The sequence below is a fragment of the Chryseobacterium sp. 3008163 genome (genome assembly GCF_003669035.1).
In the GTDB taxonomy this organism is placed as follows: domain Bacteria; phylum Bacteroidota; class Bacteroidia; order Flavobacteriales; family Weeksellaceae; genus Chryseobacterium.
This window is the reverse complement of record NZ_CP033070.1, coordinates 862,035-879,863: the sequence shown is the minus strand read 5'-3', so window position 1 is coordinate 879,863 and position 17,829 is coordinate 862,035. Positions and strand designations below refer to the sequence as shown.

Annotated in this window: 14 protein-coding genes; all 14 read left to right on the top strand. The window is 34.8% G+C overall.

The genetic code is table 11. The features are described from left to right. The first annotated feature begins 373 nt into the window (after positions 1-373). The 14 genes from EAG08_RS03825 (at position 374) to EAG08_RS03760 (ending at position 16,737) form a co-directional block, all read left to right on the top strand. On the top strand, positions 374-919 hold the full coding sequence (locus EAG08_RS03825; RefSeq protein ID WP_129534299.1) for a peptidoglycan-binding protein LysM: 546 nt from the start codon (positions 374-376) through the stop codon (positions 917-919). 82 nt (positions 920-1,001) lie between these two features. After that, the gene (locus EAG08_RS03820; RefSeq protein ID WP_228446757.1) at positions 1,002-1,802 is read left to right on the top strand and encodes an Fn3-like domain-containing protein; all 801 of its coding nucleotides are present in this window, start codon (positions 1,002-1,004) and stop codon (positions 1,800-1,802) included. Positions 1,803-2,029: 227 nt separating this feature from the next. Further along, entirely contained in the window at positions 2,030-4,615 is a 2,586-nt protein-coding gene (locus EAG08_RS03815) for a hypothetical protein (RefSeq protein WP_228446756.1), read from the top strand. A gap of 19 nt (positions 4,616-4,634) precedes the next feature. Continuing rightward, on the top strand, positions 4,635-6,059 hold the full coding sequence (locus EAG08_RS03810; protein ID WP_228446755.1) for a hypothetical protein: 1,425 nt from the start codon (positions 4,635-4,637) through the stop codon (positions 6,057-6,059). A gap of 26 nt (positions 6,060-6,085) precedes the next feature. Continuing rightward, on the top strand, positions 6,086-8,131 hold the full coding sequence (locus EAG08_RS03805; protein ID WP_129534296.1) for a response regulator: 2,046 nt from the start codon (positions 6,086-6,088) through the stop codon (positions 8,129-8,131). Between the two features lie 31 nt (positions 8,132-8,162). Then, a complete protein-coding gene (locus tag EAG08_RS03800) occupies positions 8,163-8,891 on the top strand; it encodes a sensor histidine kinase (RefSeq protein WP_129534295.1) in 729 nt (242 codons plus the stop codon). A 3-nt stretch (positions 8,892-8,894) separates the two neighbouring features. Next, a complete protein-coding gene (locus EAG08_RS03795; protein WP_129534294.1) occupies positions 8,895-9,542 on the top strand; it encodes a response regulator transcription factor in 648 nt (215 codons plus the stop codon). 1,362 nt (positions 9,543-10,904) lie between these two features. Further along, on the top strand, positions 10,905-11,474 hold the full coding sequence (locus tag EAG08_RS03790) for a Crp/Fnr family transcriptional regulator (protein WP_129534293.1): 570 nt from the start codon (positions 10,905-10,907) through the stop codon (positions 11,472-11,474). 79 nt (positions 11,475-11,553) lie between these two features. Next, the gene (locus tag EAG08_RS03785; protein WP_129534292.1) at positions 11,554-12,426 is read left to right on the top strand and encodes an NAD(P)H-binding protein; all 873 of its coding nucleotides are present in this window, start codon (positions 11,554-11,556) and stop codon (positions 12,424-12,426) included. Between the two features lie 197 nt (positions 12,427-12,623). Next, positions 12,624-13,424, top strand: coding sequence for a 4-hydroxy-tetrahydrodipicolinate reductase (gene dapB, locus EAG08_RS03780; protein ID WP_129534291.1), 801 nt, complete (start codon positions 12,624-12,626; stop codon positions 13,422-13,424). 55 nt (positions 13,425-13,479) lie between these two features. Further along, entirely contained in the window at positions 13,480-14,616 is a 1,137-nt protein-coding gene (locus EAG08_RS03775; protein ID WP_228446754.1) for an epoxide hydrolase family protein, read from the top strand. Between the two features lie 126 nt (positions 14,617-14,742). Continuing rightward, positions 14,743-15,306, top strand: a complete 564-nt coding sequence (locus EAG08_RS03770) for a TetR/AcrR family transcriptional regulator (RefSeq protein WP_129534289.1) — start codon at positions 14,743-14,745, stop codon at positions 15,304-15,306. 40 nt (positions 15,307-15,346) lie between these two features. Beyond that, complete coding sequence (locus EAG08_RS03765) at positions 15,347-15,757, top strand: nuclear transport factor 2 family protein (protein ID WP_129534288.1); 411 nt, start codon at positions 15,347-15,349, stop codon at positions 15,755-15,757. A 107-nt stretch (positions 15,758-15,864) separates the two neighbouring features. Then, a complete protein-coding gene (locus EAG08_RS03760) occupies positions 15,865-16,737 on the top strand; it encodes an alpha/beta fold hydrolase (RefSeq protein WP_228446753.1) in 873 nt (290 codons plus the stop codon). Positions 16,738-17,829: the final 1,092 nt, after the last annotated feature.

The window sequence follows — 17,829 nt, the reverse complement described above, 5'->3', positions numbered from 1 at the left end:
AATACATACACAAAACATTCAGTAAATTTATTAAGTCGTTTTATATCTTTTTAAAGTTATCAAATCTCAAAAAACGATGATAACAAATTTACCAACCTATAAATATTTTTTGTGAAAACCTAAAGAAAAATTATACGCAAACAGTTACGTAGACTGCAACAGCTTTATAATAAAAACACAGCAATTATATATACGCCCTCAACACTTTCTAGTGTTGAGGGCTTTTCTATTTAAACCAAATGAATCAACCGTGTAGTTATTTTACTACATGAACTTCCATTTTCAACTACAAAGAAACTTTTATCGCCGCCGTAGATTTGTAGTGTTCAAAAGAGAACAATTAAATAAAAATAAAAAATTAAATATTACTATCATGACAAAACAATTCGCAATCGCAGCCTTAACTATTGGAGCAATCGTATTAGGCACTAACAATGTTCAGGCTCAAAATACAACCGCAACAACGACCGTAAACATTACCCTGAACGATGTGATATCTATTGATGCGGGAAGTACTGCAATTGGTAATACGGTTGACTTTAACTATGCTACTGCAGCAGACTACAACTCTGATCAAACCATTACTAAAGCCAACTCTTTGAAAGTTACTTCAACGAAGAACTTTAACGTTAAAGTAAAAGCAGGGGGTGCTAATTTCATGAATGGAACCAACTTAATCCCTGTAGATGTTTTAACAATCAAAGCTGCTGCGGCTGCTGGAACAATGGGCGGAACAAAAAGCGCTGTAGTTTTATCTGCAACTGACCAAACTTTAGTTGCAAATGCTCCACTTGGAAGTGCATTAACGTTGAATTTGGACTATACAATCCCTGCAGCGCAATCATCTTCTAATAAAATTTTAGGCAAGCCAGCTGGAACTTATACACAAACAGTAACTTATACCGCAACTGCTTTATAATAAATTTTTTTAGTTTGTAAAGGTTCCTTTAGTTACGTTTTCAGTAGTTTTGGGAATCTTTTATTTTTAAACAATTTACACCATGCGCAAGTTTATTTACCTTTTCATTTTCTTTATCCTCACAGGGTCTTCTTCGCTTCTGGCACAAAGTATCTCTATGTCGCCTACACGCTTGTTTTTCACCGGTAATCCGGGAGAAAAAGTGACACAGACAGTCACGCTTCAAAACAGCTCGGATAAGGATTATGTTTTTAATCTCAACTATAAAGATTGGGTTAGAGAAGAAGACGGAAATAAGGTTTATCTTGATGCAGGCAGTTCAAAAACTTCCAATGCCTCTTGGGTGTCCACCTTAGAAAACTCTGTAACAGTTCCAGCGAAAAGTACAAAGGAGATTGTAGTAACCATGCAGATTCCGGCAAACGCATCAAAGTCTGCTGTTACAAACAGTATGTTGTTTTTTACCCAACTTCCTCAGCAGGCAGATCAGGCTCGTATTCAGAACGGGATTGGTATTATTACATTATTTGAGGTTGGACTTCACATCTTTTATACACCGTCTGGAAACCAGACAAAAAGTTTGGATATTACCAATATATCAGAGGTGAGTAATGAGAATGCAGCAAACAGAAAAGTTGCAGTAAGCATCCATAACGATGGAAATACCATCAATGATGCCACCGTTGAGTTTGAACTCACCGATACAGACAGTGGTAAGGAAATAAAATTACCCGCAATTTCCATCTCCATGCTTCCCAATACCAATCAGGTTGTTCAATTCTCTTTACCGGAGAACATTTCAGGGAACTTTCTTGGCGTGGCTATTATCAAAATGGCAGGGTCCAATGATTTACGCGTAGGCGAAAAAAACTTTAAATTTTAAAATTAAGTCTTGAAACCACAAAAAAGTATATCGATATCAATCCTAAGAAGAACAATCTTATTTTTGCATTTGTTCTTCTGCACTTTTCGCTAGCCTTTGCGCAGGAAAAGAAGGATATCGAAATCCGTTTTGAAAATGAAAGTGTAGCTGTTGAAAAGGGCTCTACTTTTACTAATTTCCTGGTTATTGAAAATAAAGGTTCTGAAGAAATTACCATTCAGAATATCATGCCTTCGGAAAATTATCCGGGTTTACTTTTCTATCCCAAAAATGGCTTTACCTTAGGTGCGGGTCAGTCTAAAAATCTTCCTGTGAAACTGATCGCCAACGTGGATTTTATGAAAATGAGATCCAATGAGATCCAATTCCAGTTTTCGTATACAACACCAACGGTCACTAAAACTGATAATGCCTCGTTCTTTGTTGAAAAAGACGAGAACAAAAACATTGCGATCTATACGGCAGCATACGAAAATTTCATTAATCCTACTGCGCCTGACTCCTCAATTCTGCTGACTGTAGAAAACCAAGGCTATAGTAAAAGAACCGTTAAGATTGATTTGCAATCCGTTCCTGATGGTTTGGAAATGATGCCAAAACAACAAACGGTATCTCTGGAAGGTTTAGAAAAACAAACGGTTGAAATCAAAATTGTGGTCAGAAGACAGAATACACTTTTTCCGGAATTTAATATTAATGCAACTGCCACAGACCTGCTTAATAATGAAATCGTGGGAAGCAACACGCTACACTTAGTTATTTTATCGAATAACAGACAAATTGCCCGAGGAAACGAAGCGGTGAGCGGAAGTAATTTTGCGGAAATTAGCTATAACGAAAACAGTTCGGGTTTCAATTTTCTTCAATTGAGAGGAAATACAGCGTTTCGAGTGACTGAAAATTTGAAATCACGTTTCAATATAGGTGCAGATTATTATCATGAAGATGGCCTTTATAACCTGTATGATACTTGGCTAGAACTTGAGAGAAAAAATACGGTATTACGGGTAGGAAATGTTAATAGTAACGATTACGATTACCCGGTTTTCGGGAGAGGTGGTAAAGTTTCTACCAAATTAGGTGATAATAATCAGATTGAAATTCTTGCGTTGGAAAATAATTACAACCTTTCTGGTACTTATTTCCAACAAACAGAAGGATCTAGCATGGTAGGTGCAAAATATGGTTTTGGTAATTCTAAATCATTCAACGGAAAAGTGTCCTATCTATTTGACCATGATCCGCGCTTTAACGTAGATACGCAGGTTACGAATGCAGTATCATCATTTTTAATTAACGATAAACACACAATCCGCACTGAGGCAGGTTTGAGCCACGAAAAAGGTCTTTCGAACAAAGATGAAAACGTAGGAGCTACAATGGGAGCCAATTACGACGGGAAAATGGGCAAATGGGATATACAATCTCTTAATTCTTTTGCCACCAAAAGTTATGCAGGGATCAAACGGGGATCTTTTTTCTCAAATCAGAGGATCGGGCGTCAATTTTCTGCTTCTCAGCGAGCTTTTATACAATATCAGAATTCGCAGGTAGATCCAGAGTTCCTGAGCTTCCAGAGTTCGCCTATCCAACCTGGAAATACCAATAATTTGCGTTATTATTTCAACAGTACAGAAGCTTTGGGAGTAGGTTACCAGTTTTCTTCAAAGAAATGGAATTTCCTATTGTCTCCAAAAGTGGAAAGGCAAAAAACAGCCAATTTTTACACATCGCAGGAACTTTTTTCTTACCGTATGGAGGCCAACGTAAGCACAACATTGGGTGCTCACGGATTGAATTGGACTGCGGAATATTCTTATTCAAAAGATAAAAATAAAGCCGATTGGTTCAACAGTCTGAAAACAACATTGTCTTACAGATATAAATCCTTCTCCCTCAACGGAACAGCCCAATGGAACGCAATCACTGTCTTTGATTTAAATTCTTATTACGATGTAGACCGTGATTTCGCCAACTACAATGTATATGCCTCGTATAATTTCCAGATGCTTGGTAATAATCTGATTGGATCTTTTTCAGCCGGAACTTTCTATTCAGAACTTTACAAAAACTTAAATACCAATGTAAGTGGTAATCTGGAGTATAAGATTTCGCCTTCCTGGTCTAGCACAGGTTATTTTAATCTTTCAGGATATAAATCTACGGCTGAATATGCAAGCAGTGGCAGTTATTACCAGTTCAGAGTGGGAATTAAAAAATATTTTACTACAGCAACGGCTCTTGGAAATCATAAAGTGACGTTTCAGTTATTTGAAGATAAAAATTTCAATGGACTTCTGGAAGCGGGTGAATCTGTTCTTGCAAATGAAATAGTGAAACTGGACAATTTTGTTGCACTGACAGATAAAAACGGAAAAGTAGTTTTTCAGAATGTGCCTGAAGGTATTTATACACTGAAGGTAAACGAAAGTGCGGGCGCACGATTGATGATGGATCCTGTAATTATGGTCAATAAAAATATCAACCGCAAGGTGGGTCTGGTAAAAAACATCAGGGTAAGTGGGAAATTAACCGAGATCAAACAAGTCTACGATGTTTTGGAAACGGATGTAACCGGAATAGTAGTGTATGCAAAAGGTGAAGATGGTATGATCTATACCGCCGTGGTTAACCAAAAAAACGAGTTTGAGTTTTTCCTGAAAGATGGAAAATACAACCTTTATATTGAAAATGACAAATACAGCTATACACAACCAAACCAAACTATTCAGGTGACAAAAGAAGGTTACTCAGCAACCGTTATTTTTGAATATAAGAAGAAAGACACAACCATTAAGGTGAAAAAGTTTTAAATTTAGAGATATGAAAACGATGAGTTTTTTTTTAATAGGAATTTTTACTGTGTGCTGCGGATCATCAGTCACGAAAGCTCAGGACGTGTACCTGTCTATCCCTGAAAATAATATTTTTAACAGGGTTGAATTTACCTCAGTACCTACAAGGTTAATGACAAATGCCAATAGAACAAACTGGGATTATGCCTTTTTTGGATTATCGCCAGTAGCTCCAACATTTACCTCTACGTCCGGACCAACTTTTACTCATACTTCTTCATCATTTACTTTACCTAGTTCTGTTCTTCTTTGGCAGTTAGAAAGTATGGGAGGTCAGTTGCCATCTGTAGGACTTACGGGTTCCTTACCAGGTTTTCAATTTTTCAGTACAAGTGCTGTAAAATGGTTTGAACCGCCATCGACCAGTCTTGGGGGAGGATTCAACCGGGGAAATATCAATTTTACATTTAAAATTCCTGCATCACAATTTACTGCAAATGCCTTCAGAGCAGGGAATTACTCCATGGATATCACGCAAAATTACAACGACTTCACACCACGTAATTTTAAAACAATTTTAGTCATTTCTCCATCTATACGATGGGTCACAACCTCTTTAACAAAATATATAGAAATATCTTCTTTGAATGACTATCGCAGTACAAACACGCGGGTATGGGATTTAGGAAATACGGAAATTGCTCATACGGTCGATTTTAATTTTTGGGCGAAAGCTGCTTCCAATACTGTTCAATTCACTTCTTCTAAAGGTGTTCCGGGAACCAGAAATATAGCCAGCATTAAATTGGGCAGCAATGGATCTGCTCTCACGACTAAAGCTCTATCAGCCAGTTTTCAGAATTTTTCAGCGGGTAATTTAAATGTTGTAGCAGGAAACAGAAACAGCTTCCTCCCAGAGCTTTACGTATCTGCAGATGATTTTAAGAACAATTTTTTTGAAGCCGGAACTTATACATTTGAATTGAACCTCAATGCCAGAAGTACAGATAATTCAATTAACAGTCTTCAAAATACTGCTGTTCAGTTAAAGGTGCTTCCTAGGTCGGAGATCACCATCCCCAGCTCAGGGCGAAATGTGAATTTCAATTTTAATACAGCTGCCCATTACACCAATGGTCAGTCACAAATAATTCCAAACCAAATTATATTGTCCAATAATGAGAGTTTTGAACTGTATGTAAAATCAGACGAAAATTATTTCAAAAAAGGAGGTGTACAGACGAACATCAATTCCAACATCTTACAAATTGGCGTTGATGGAAGTTCTGTAAATGCTCCTTTATCCAAAACTCCCCAAAAAATACTCTTTAACGGAACACCTGTTTTGGATAGGGAACTGGACGTAAGATACACCATACCACCTGCGGGTGCACAAAGTTTGGTAGGAAAGGAAAATACAACTTACTCTATCAATGTTTATTATAGCTTTACGGCAATTTAACAATACTTTCTAAAAAAACTCTTCCTATGGATTACTTTGATAGCAATAATCAATCGTCGGATCAGCGAGATATTGATAAATTAGAGGCATTCGAAAAAAAATATGCTGATGTTTTTGATTTCTTAGTGTTTGCAGCTGCTAAGATGACCAACATGGAACTTTGTACCATGAGTATTAGCTCGGAAGACCAAGTTTATATCATCGCTTCCAGTGATGCTTCCCTCAATCAGATTTATCCTCAGAATCCTCACTTTCTTTTGGATGATCAGACTTCGATTTATGAGTTTAAAAACTCGGAATTTAAATTTCATAGAAGTTATCTTATCCCTGGTCTTGAGGACAATCTTATCGCTCATTTAAATTTATTTGACAAGAAAGAGAAAAATTTAGATAAAGCAGAGGAAGAGATTGTCAATAAGATACTGAACCAAGCTTCAAAATGGTATTTGGCTAATGCAGTGGATATTACCGAAAGAATAAAGATGGAGAATGAAATCTTAGCGGCAAAAGAATTAGCAGAAAAAGCTTATGTTTTGAAATCGGAGTTCGTAGCCAATATGAGTCATGAGATAAGAACTCCATTAAATGGTATTATCGGCTTTACAGAGCTCCTTCTGGAAACAAACCTTGACGAAACGCAGAGGCAGTATCTGGATATTATCAACCAATCCGGTGTGTCCCTATATAGTATAATCAACGATATTTTGGATTTTTCAAAATTAGAGAAACAAAAACTTCAGTTAAACCTTGATAAAGTAGAGGTCGAAGAACTGGTTTCAGAAGCCTTCAATATTGTTTCGTACGGTAATAATAAAAAGCGCTTAGAAATGCTTATCGATATTGATGATACCATTCCTAGATATATCTGGACTGATGAGATGCGCTTAAAACGGGTTTTGGTCAATCTTTTGAGCAATGCTTTAAAATTTACCGAAGAAGGCGAAATTGTATTATATGTTAAAGTTTTAAATGACTTAGGAGAAGGAAAAAAATTCATCCGATTTGGGGTTCGCGATACAGGTATCGGAATTGATAAGGATAAACAGGCAGAAATTTTTAATGCGTTTTCCCAGGAAGATGGCGGTATTACTAAAAGATATGGAGGCACTGGTCTAGGACTAAGGATTTCGAACCAAATCTTAGCACTTGCCGGAAGTACCATAAAATTAGAAAGTGAACAAGGAAAGGGTAGTGATTTTTTCTTTGATATTCAATTTAATACTCAGGAAGAGGAATATGATTTAAGCTTAACCGATATTAAGAAAGTTTTGATTGTGGACGATTATGAAAACAATCGGAAAATCCTGAAAAGAATGTTGGAAAGAAAAAATATCGAAGTTGAGGAATGCGATAGTGGGCTGAAAGCTTTACTTTTAATAATGGACAGGCCAGAATTCGATGTGATTATTATGGATTATCATATGCCGATTATGGATGGAATTGAAACCATTAGAAAAATGAGAAATATTTTTCCGGAAACTGATCATGCAGCACCTTACATTGTTTTGTACAGTTCATCCGATGATAGTAATTTACAGGATGCATGTGACGAATTGGAAATAGAAAATAGGCTTGTAAAACCGATTCGAATGAAACAGATGTATCAGGTTTTGTCTACCTTAAAGAATTCTGAAAATAAAAAATTAGATAAAATAAAAAATGTCACAACGGAAGGTAGTAAACATGATATAAAAATCTTAATTGCTGAAGATAATGCGATCAACCTGCTTCTTACCAAAACTTATTTAAAGGACATTCTTCCTCAAGCTTTGATCATCGATGCAAAAGATGGAGCTGAAGCAGTAGAAAAATATCAAATAGAAAGTCCTGATCTTATTTTAATGGACATTCAAATGCCGCATCTCAATGGCATTGAAGCCACTCGAAAGATAAGAGCAATGGAAAGCAATATTGAAATCCCTATTATTGCGTTAACCGCAGGGAGTCTTCCCGGAGAAAAAGAGAAATGTTTTCAAGCCGGAATGTCTGACTTTTTAACCAAACCTTTATTAAAAAAAACTCTCTCTGATATGATTAAAAAATGGTCAGGAATAGAAATGAAGGGGAAATAATTAGATACCTTTGCACATTGATAGTAATTTTATGAATGACCAAATCAACGAACTGCAATTAAAAATAGAAAGACTTGAACAAGAAATCAATTTTAAGAACGGATTAATCTCGATATTGTCTCATGATTCAAAAGAAATTTTCGGAAATTTTGTGTTTCTTATAGAAGCGCTGGAACAAAAGACCATAAGTGAGGAAGATTTTTTTAAGTTGTTGCCGCAGGTAAAAAGAGATGCCCAGAAGAATCTGCAAACCGCTCAGGACAGTACCGCCTGGTTAAAAACACAATACGGGGAATTTAATATTAAACCTGTGAAAATCATGGTGATGGATCTTTTTCACCATTTAGAAGAAAATTACGCTGTTAAATTAAAAGAAAAAAACATTAAATTTTATTTTAAAGGAGATCCCAATGCATTTCTTACAACCGATCAATTGTTGCTAGAATATGTTTTAGACAAAATTCTTAATAATGCAGTTAAATATTCTTTGCCTGGACAAGATATTTACCTCCAGTACTTTACAGAAAATAGCGAGGATATAATTTCTGTGGTCGACTTCGGTACAGGAATTGGTGAAAAGTATTTATCCGCAATATTTAATTATGACAATCCAGTATTCAATGGTACTGCGGGTGAAATAGGGGTAGGGTTAAGTTTAAAAATTGTTAAAAATTTTGTATCATTACTGAAAGGAAACATAAAAATCATTTCCTCTGAAAATAAAGGTACTACAGTTTCTATCTTTTTACCAAAAATTTAAAGAATGAACAATAAAAAAAATAACGAGCGAATTATTGTAGCAGATGATCATGGGATCGTCAGAATGGGTTTAATACAAACTATTAAAAAGCTAAGACCCGATGCCATAATTTCTGAAGTAGAAGATTTTAAATCGCTGTATAAAGCAGTTTTGAAAGAAGAACTTGACTTGGCAATCATGGACGTCAATATGCCCAATGGTTCTATTCAGGAAGCAATAGATTACATCAAGATTCACAAACCCCAACTAAAAATTCTCATATTTTCTTCTCAAGATGAGGATTTGTACGCAGTGCGTTATCTAAAGATGGGAGCTGGTGGATACCTAAGTAAGCAAAGTTCAACTGCTGTAATTGAGACCGCTTTGAATGCGATACTCGCCACTGGTCGATATATTAGTGACGACGTAAAGGAAGCTATTTTTTCAGAATCATTAAATGGTCCAACCAAAAAAACAACTCTTGAATCTCTCTCAGACCGCGAATTACAAATTGCTAATAAGCTTGCAGAAGGTATTCCCCTCAAAGAACTTTCCAATCAATTGAATCTCCACTCATCTACGGTTAGCACTTATAAAAACAGACTGTTTGAGAAGCTGAAAATCCGATCCATACCTGAATTGGTAGAGATACTAAGGTTATATAATCATTAAACATTTCTATTATTTCCTAAAAATTAAGGGCTCAAATTTACTTTATCGGAATATTACCTCATATGACTAAACCTCAGATAGCTTTTCTGTATAGTGGAATTAAGAGGATTATATACTTTAGTGTACCAACTATAAATATTTATCGATTTTTTCTTTCAATAAATTTTTTCCTTCTAAAGGCAAACTATATCTTAGCCATGCAGACTTATTCAATATATTCCATAAACTAAAAAATTTAAACTGGTACATTAAAGTATATTGTTACCAGTTTAATAACTATATACTTGAGTGTACCAGCTATAACAAAATGAGTTTTTACTTTAATTTACTAAGTAATATTTATGAAGTATAATTCTTTGTTTTAATCCTGTAATATATTAATACCTTAATTTAATATAAAAATGGCGCCACTTGTCTTTAAGTGGCGCCATTTGGCTGTGTGTGACCAAGACGAGCGTATCTTCAAACACTTTTATAGATGATTTGGTTCTAATGAGCCAGATTAAACAAGAATTACAAAGTTTATTTTTATAAGATAATTTTCTTTTAGAGTAGAGTTGTTTCAATGTACATTTAATTATTTAAAAGAAGTAATTTTGGTTTAGTCAGCAATTGTGTTTGTTTGCCTTTTGTCCCAGAAAAGAAGAAGGTAGGGACTATAGATTAATTACGATTGCATTATGATTACTGCCATGATTCTGCCAACGATTGTCACAACATCCATTGGATTAATGAAATCAATTATTTTTAAGCAGTTCTTTCGTTATACTTTTTAATTCTGCCATAGCTTATTTTTGAGTTCATTTGTGGTGGTGATTTCGCTAGTGAATCCGTAGATAGGAAGGAAAAAGAGCTTATTTTGTTGTTAACATATTCTAACGGTGTTTTTCGACTGTTGTATAACCGCTTTGCCACGATTTTGCCGCAAGCTCATTAAGAGGCTACAAACTGCGTTTTTATGTCTCGGATGAAATATGTAGTTGCCGCCGCCAACATCAATTATTTGTTATTAAGGGTTAATACGATAGAAATTATGATAGTGGGCTCCGATGTCAGTGCCTGGCTGGAATTTGCTTTTTGAAGTTCGCGATGTCCAGAATTGATATGGTTCAATTTGTATTTATCACATTTACTATCTTTGAGTAATCTAGGTAAACGGAAACTAATTAGTTTAATGAAACAAACGTTCGTTAAGCAAAAAAAAGTTGTAGACATATACTAACAGCCGATCATCTTGATTGTAAATTAAATTTAAAATTATTGGCTGAAATAACTTTATGAAAGTTATTTAAAATTAGACTGAGGCAATGCGTAAATTTGGACGCTATGCGACATTTTATTGGAACCCTAAATTTTTTTTAAGTGCACTCACAATTAGAAGAATATTTTAAAACAAGAACTGAAATTGACGATAAGACACTTTCTTATATCTCATCATACTTCAAAATTAAAAAGATCAAACGTAATGAATTTCTGTTGAAAGAAGGGGAGATTTGTAAACATTTCTATTTTATAAATAAAGGTTGCATACGACTTTTTAACATTAATAAGGACGGAGAAGAAGGAACGAGATATTTTCATTTTGAGGATGCTTTTGGAACCGCGTTACCAAGTCTTATCAATCAAAAACCATCGTATGAATTTATGCAGACTATTGAACCTTCGGAGTTGCTGGTCATCAACCGTGAAGATTACTTTCATTTGGTTGAAATTGTTCCACAGTTCGCTATCGTTTACAGACAGATTTTAGAATTGGCTTATCTCAAATCCCAGGAACGTATTTACTGTTTTCAAAGTTTAGAAGCCATAGAAAAAGTTCGTTGGGTTTTGACCAATCAATCAAAATGGTTGACAAGGCTATCAAACAAAATGGTTGCATCGTATTTAGGTCTCACCCCTCAAACATTAAGCAGATTAAAATCAAAGCTATAAAAATGTGAACATAGGACAATGTTTACAAAAAATACTCTGGTCATCTTTGCACTTTAACAAACAATAAAAAAGTTCAAATATGATTTTGGTAACTACGCCGACAGGCAACACAGGTTCAATGATTCTGCAACAATTAGTAGAGCGAGGACAACAGGTGAGAATTTTTGTCAGAAATCCTGAAAAAATATCGGCTGACATATTAGAAAAAGTAGAAGTTGCCACAGGATCTCTGCTGAATGAATCTGAATTTACAGAAGCATTACAAGGATGCGAAACGCTCTATTTTTGTGTACCTCAGAGCAACACACAAGAAGACGTAAATGCCTATTATGAAAACTTCGCCAACGTGGCTTCAAACGCAATTAAAAATGCAGGTACACGAAGAGTTGTTTATTTGTCAAGCGGTGGGAAGGAAAGCAATTTGCAGGCAGGTCTTATAACAGCACTTCATAAAGGTGAAGATATCATCAGTCAGTCAGGTGCATCAGTCCGAGCATTGCGCTGTCCTGTATTTTATGAAAGCATTTTGTATCAAATTTCGTCACTAAAAAAAATGGGAATGTTCTTTTTGCCGATTGATGGAAATTACAAAATGCCACAAGTCGCAATAAAAGATATTGCATCAAAAGCGGTAGAACTTCTAATTGATAAAACCTGGGCAGGTGTAGAAGGATATGTGATTCAGGGTCCGGAAGATATCAGCTATAACGACATTGCCGTTCAACTGAGTGAACTGACAGGCAGACCGATCCGTTTTCAGCAGGTTTCAAATGAAGACTATATTAAAACACTGTTGGGACAACACCATACATCGGAAGCATTTGCATTCTCTTTAACTGAAATGCTGACGGCAATTGGTAATGGCCTGTATGATGCTGAACCGAGAACAGATGATACTACGACAACAATTAAGGACTGGATGATTGAAAATGTAGTAGATAAAATAAAATAAGGCCAAACAATAGCACAGAAACCAGCAAAATTACATTGGTAATTTAACTTTGTATTTATCCTCTTTTGAATATTTTATTTATTTTTTGACAACTGACATTTTCACATTTTAATTACTGCAGGAATTTTGTTATGCATTGTTCATAAGAATCATTTAAGTAAATTTAAAAAACATAAAAATAACAAAACACAGCTATTATGATTAAAGTATGTATAGCAGGCGGCACCGGTTGGGCAGGTTCTGAATTGAGCAAAGGCGTTTTTAACAACCCTAGTATGACGTTAGTTGGCGCACTTTCAAGAAAACATAAAGGAGAAAATCTGGGTGATGTTCTTAATTTTGGTTCAGCAAACATTCCAATCTTTGGTGATATCGAAACAGCATTAAAAGAAATTGATTTTGACGTATTGGTAGATTATACAAAGCCAACCATTGCCATGAAGAACATTATTTCTTGTCTGAAAAAAGGTAAGAATGTGGTTATCGGCACTTCGGGGCTTACCGATGAAGATTATTCGGAAATAGAAAAAATAGCAGAGGAAACCAACACCTCTGTTTTGGCTGTTGGAAACTTTGCAATAACGGTCGTGCTGCTTCAAAAGTTTTCTGAAATGGCGGCAAAATATATCCCCAACTTTGAGATTATAGATTATGCTCACGAAGACAAACTAGATGCACCAAGCGGAACCGCAAGAGAATTGGCCTATCGACTTTCAAAAGTTCAAAAACCAAATCAGTTTGTGACCGAAGAAGAACTGATTGGCGAAAAAGCAAGTCGCGGCGCAAAATTTAATGAAGTTCAGGTGCATTCCGTCAGGCTTCCGGGTCATGTAATTTCCATCGAAACAATCTTCGGATTAAAAGATGAAAAGCTGTCCATTCGTCACGATTCCGGATCAAGTGCAGAACCTTATGTAAAAGGCGGACTTTTGGCAATTGAAAAGGTCGGAACCTTCAAAGGATTAAGAAGAGGACTTGACAGTGTAATGGAATTTTAAACTAGTGCACACTGCCGTTTGAACAAAATAATAAAAATTTTGATTAAAAATTATAATGATAAAACCATTTTCAGCATATATTTCCGAAGACATTCTTGACGATTTAAAGACAAGAATCAGCAATGCACGTTTGACAGACGGGATAACCGATTCTGATTGGATTTATGGAACCAATCAATCTTTTTTAAAAGAGTTATGCCATTACTGGCTTAACAGTTTTGACTGGAGAAAAGTGGAGGCAGAAATAAATTCGTTTCCAAATTTTATTGCAAATATTGATGGTTACGAAATTCATTTTATACATGTAAAGGGAAAAGGTGAAAATTGTATTCCACTGCTTATTACGCATGGTTGGCCCGGATCATTTATTGAGATGATAAAGCTGATCCCTTTATTGACAGATGACAAAGATTTCTCCTTTGATCTGGTCATTCCATCGATAATTGGTTTTGGATATTCCAGCGCAAGCAAAGTCGATGGATGCAATTCTGAGTTTGTTGCCGATCTTTGGCAGAAATTAATGCTGGAATTGGGTTACAAACAGTTCGGAGCACAGGGCGGAGATATTGGTTCAGGAATAAGCACATGGCTATCTTTAAAGTATCCTGACAACGTAATTGGCATGCATCTGAATTACATTTCAAGTTCTTACAAACCTTATTTAAAAGAAGGGGAAGAATTAACTTCTGAGGTTCTGGAATTTCAAAAATTTGTTCAGATATGGTCATCCAAAGAAGGCGCATATTCCAATATTCAAAGCACAAAACCTCAAACTTTGGCTTATGGATTAAATGATTCGCCGATTGGCTTGTGTGCCTGGATTATAGAAAAATTTAATGCCTGGAGCGATAATGATGGTAATATTTATAACGTTTTTTCAAAAGACGAACTGCTTGCGAACGTAACCTTATATTGGATTACGCAAAGTATTCATTCATCGATCCGGATGTACAGTGAAAACAGCAAGCGTCCATTAGAATTTGGAGAAAACGACTTTATAAAAGTTCCTGTTGGATTTGCAAAATTTCCTAAAGAACTGCCAACTCCACCGCGTTCTTATATTGAGAAAAGTTTTAATATAACTCATTGGGCGGAAATGCCATTTGGAGGACATTTTGCAGCAATGGAACAACCAAAATTATTAGCCGATGACATTAAAAAGTTTTTCAAGAGTCTTATATTAATAAAATAATTTCAACAGCTGAGATACAGCATTTTAAAATTACAATAAGCAAGAGAAACAGCGTGTCATATCAAAAATAATAAAAGTATTTTAACGAACGTTAGGTAATTAATAGTTTTTGCATATATTTGCACTATGAGACCACAGAAAATTTTAGATACAGATATGATAGCCGGACTTACCAAGGTTTTTAGAGATAAAGGCTATGAAGGAGCGAGTTTAAATGATTTAGCGGAAGTAACCGGATTAAAAAAAGCAAGTCTGTATCATCGATTTCCAAATGGAAAACAAGAGATGGCAGAATGTGTATTGAACAATATAGATCAGTGGGTTGATGATCATATTTTCTTTCCTCTATTGGACGAAAATAAATCAATAAAATTGAGATTAAGAGATGCTCTAAAAAATATTGAAATTCTATATGATAGCGGAAAAGAAACGTGTGTTTTAAGAGCTTTTTCAATGCATAGCGGATTATCGTTATTTGAACAACAGATAAAATCTGGTATGGATAAATGGATTACCGCTTTTAATGTATTGGGTATTTCCTTAAAATTATCTTCCACAGAGTCTCAACAAAACGCTATGCAGACCTTAATAGAATTGCAAGGCAGTCTAATTGTAACAAAAGGGTTAGCTGATACCAGTATTTTTAAAAATACTTTAAAAAATATTGAAAAGCGATATTCAACAGAGTAAAAAAATTTGGATTAATATATTAACAAACGTTCGGTAAATTATGATACAATTACATCCGCTACCACCTTTTAACGAAGAAACAGCGATACAAAAAATTCAAAAGGCAGAAGATGCCTGGAACAGCAAAGACCCTATTCGAATTTCAAAAGCATATACGCTTGATACAGAATGGCGTAATAGAAATCAATTCATTAAAGGAAGAAAAGAAGTACAGAATTTTCTTGCTGACAAATGGAAAAATGAATTGGATTACAAACTTAAAAAACAGCTTTGGACATTTAACGACAATCGTATTGCTGTAAGATTTGAGTACGAATATCGCGATAAAAATGGTCAATGGTATAGAGCTTACGGAAACGAAAATTGGGAATTTGATGAAAATGGATTAATGAAAAAAAGATTCGCAAGCATCAATGATTTAAAAATTAAAGAAACAGAAAGAAGGTTATAAACAATCAGAATATGAAAAAAATAATCCTATTACAATTCATCATCCTATTCACATTATTTGGATGTAAAAGCCAAACAATTAATAATACTAACGTTAAATCAAAAAGTATGACACACAAACACCCCACATTATTTAAAACCATCAATGTTGACGGAATTAATATTGCATATAGAGAAGCAGGAGACCCCAAAAACCCTACAATAGTATTGTTACACGGTTTTCCTTCATCTTCACATCAATACCGGAAAGTCTTATCACAGTTATCTGATGATTTTCACTTGATCGCACCAGACTATCCCTCATTTGGAAACAGCGATTTTCCACCATCAAGCGAATATGAATACACTTTTGACAATATTGCAAAAACAATTGATGCTTTTTTAGAAAAGAAAAAAATTGACTCTTATGCATTAATGATACAAGATTATGGAGCACCAATTGGCTTCAGAATAGCGACAGCTCATCCAGAAAGGGTCACTGCAATAATTAATCAAAATGGAAATGCATATTTAGAAGGTTTGGGTGATGCGTGGGCTGGAATCAGAGCACTTTGGAAAGACCGAAACCCTGAGACCGAAAAAGCAATACTGCCATCCTTTTCACTGGACGGCTTAAAGTGGCAATATACACACGGAACAAGAAATATCGAAAACATCAATCCCGACACCTGGCATCTGGATTATTTAAGACTTTCAAGACCAAATGCGCATAAAGTGAATATGGATCTCTTTTACGATTATCAAAACAACTTAAAACTTTATCCGAAGTGGCAGCAGTATTTAAGAGACAATCAACCACCTTTATTAATAGTTTGGGGCAAAAATGACGAGTTTTTCCCTGAGAGCGGAGCAGCAGCTTTCAAAAAAGATGTAAAGGAAATCGACTACAATATCTATGATACCGGGCATTTTGCATTAGAAGAAGATGGAGAAGAAATAATAGAAAAAATTAGAGTATTTATGAAGAAAGTTGGTCGTTAATTGCAGGAAATCGCACAGCTTTTGCTACGAATATCTTGATTAACGATTTATCTATTAAGAAAAAGATTAAATCGGAAAGCTTTATAATGGTAAGGTTTAAATTCAGACTCACTTTATAAAGGTTTCTATGATTCCGTAAAAAAATAAAATTTTGATACTTGTATCTATCTTGAATAGGCAAATTGGTATTACATGAAAAGTCTTCGGTGGAACTATCAACTCTTATAAAAAAACAAATCTTTAAATATGATTATGAAGAATATTACTGCACTTATACTGTGCCTATCATGCTCCTTAGTAGCTTTCTTAGTTGTGGGTTTCAACTATTTTGCCTTATATCAGTTACTTCCAATAGCTGTTTTTTATGTTTTTCAACTGACAGTTTTTAACAAAATAAAGCGTTCAGATAAATTATCTTTTATCTGCTATATTCTTTCAATATTAATATTGCTGCTAATTCCACTGACAGCACAAATCATGTGGTATTTTGATATTAACAATCTTGCCTCAAAATCATCAACCAGCGGCTTACTTTTCGTATGGCTCCCGATTTATGCTGTCGTTCCGGGTATGCTGATTTCTTTTCTTGTATTGATATTCAGGAAAAATTCTAGAAATTAAGTAAAGTATTTATATTGAGCACAATCCTTCACAATGACTATGAGAACAAATTCACTGCTATTATCAGGTTTTAATATTAGTATTAGGAAATGTATAGAAGGTACTATAAAACAGGTAAGACCTGTAAATTAAAATTTTATAGTGTAAGGAAGTAATTTCTAGAATTACTTCCATTTTTTTAAGCCATTATTCGAATAACGACTTCTTTCAGCTGAAATTTCGACAATATTTGATTTGTTATTTTTAAAATTGGCTATTATGATAGCCGAAGCCACTTTAATAAACCTCATTCAATTTTTGAAATGTGAAATCTTAACAATTTTGCAAATAGTAAATAACCTTTTATAAATCAAAAGCCCCTTTTATATTGTGTTAGGTGATAATTTTAGATATATGTAGACTCGCTAAATAAACACTGCGCTGTTCAGCTAGCGTAAAAGTATTGTTGACATTAAGTTACCGCTGACATTT

Excerpts from the sequence above, each read along its gene's own strand:
- EAG08_RS03805 (WP_129534296.1), top strand. The coding sequence starts at position 6,086 with ATGGATTACTTTGATAGCAATAATCAATCGTCGGATCAGCGAGATATT.
- EAG08_RS03825 (WP_129534299.1), top strand. The coding sequence starts at position 374 with ATGACAAAACAATTCGCAATCGCAGCCTTAACTATTGGAGCAATCGTA.
- EAG08_RS03765 (WP_129534288.1), top strand. The coding sequence starts at position 15,347 with ATGATACAATTACATCCGCTACCACCTTTTAACGAAGAAACAGCGATA.
- EAG08_RS03820 (WP_228446757.1), top strand. The coding sequence starts at position 1,002 with ATGCGCAAGTTTATTTACCTTTTCATTTTCTTTATCCTCACAGGGTCT.
- EAG08_RS03775 (WP_228446754.1), top strand. The coding sequence starts at position 13,480 with ATGATAAAACCATTTTCAGCATATATTTCCGAAGACATTCTTGACGAT.
- EAG08_RS03770 (WP_129534289.1), top strand. The coding sequence starts at position 14,743 with ATGAGACCACAGAAAATTTTAGATACAGATATGATAGCCGGACTTACC.
- EAG08_RS03785 (WP_129534292.1), top strand. The coding sequence starts at position 11,554 with ATGATTTTGGTAACTACGCCGACAGGCAACACAGGTTCAATGATTCTG.
- EAG08_RS03800 (WP_129534295.1), top strand. The coding sequence starts at position 8,163 with ATGAATGACCAAATCAACGAACTGCAATTAAAAATAGAAAGACTTGAA.
- EAG08_RS03760 (WP_228446753.1), top strand. The coding sequence starts at position 15,865 with ATGACACACAAACACCCCACATTATTTAAAACCATCAATGTTGACGGA.
- EAG08_RS03815 (WP_228446756.1), top strand. The coding sequence starts at position 2,030 with ATGCCTTCGGAAAATTATCCGGGTTTACTTTTCTATCCCAAAAATGGC.
- EAG08_RS03810 (WP_228446755.1), top strand. The coding sequence starts at position 4,635 with ATGAGTTTTTTTTTAATAGGAATTTTTACTGTGTGCTGCGGATCATCA.
- dapB (WP_129534291.1), top strand. The coding sequence starts at position 12,624 with ATGATTAAAGTATGTATAGCAGGCGGCACCGGTTGGGCAGGTTCTGAA.
- EAG08_RS03795 (WP_129534294.1), top strand. The coding sequence starts at position 8,895 with ATGAACAATAAAAAAAATAACGAGCGAATTATTGTAGCAGATGATCAT.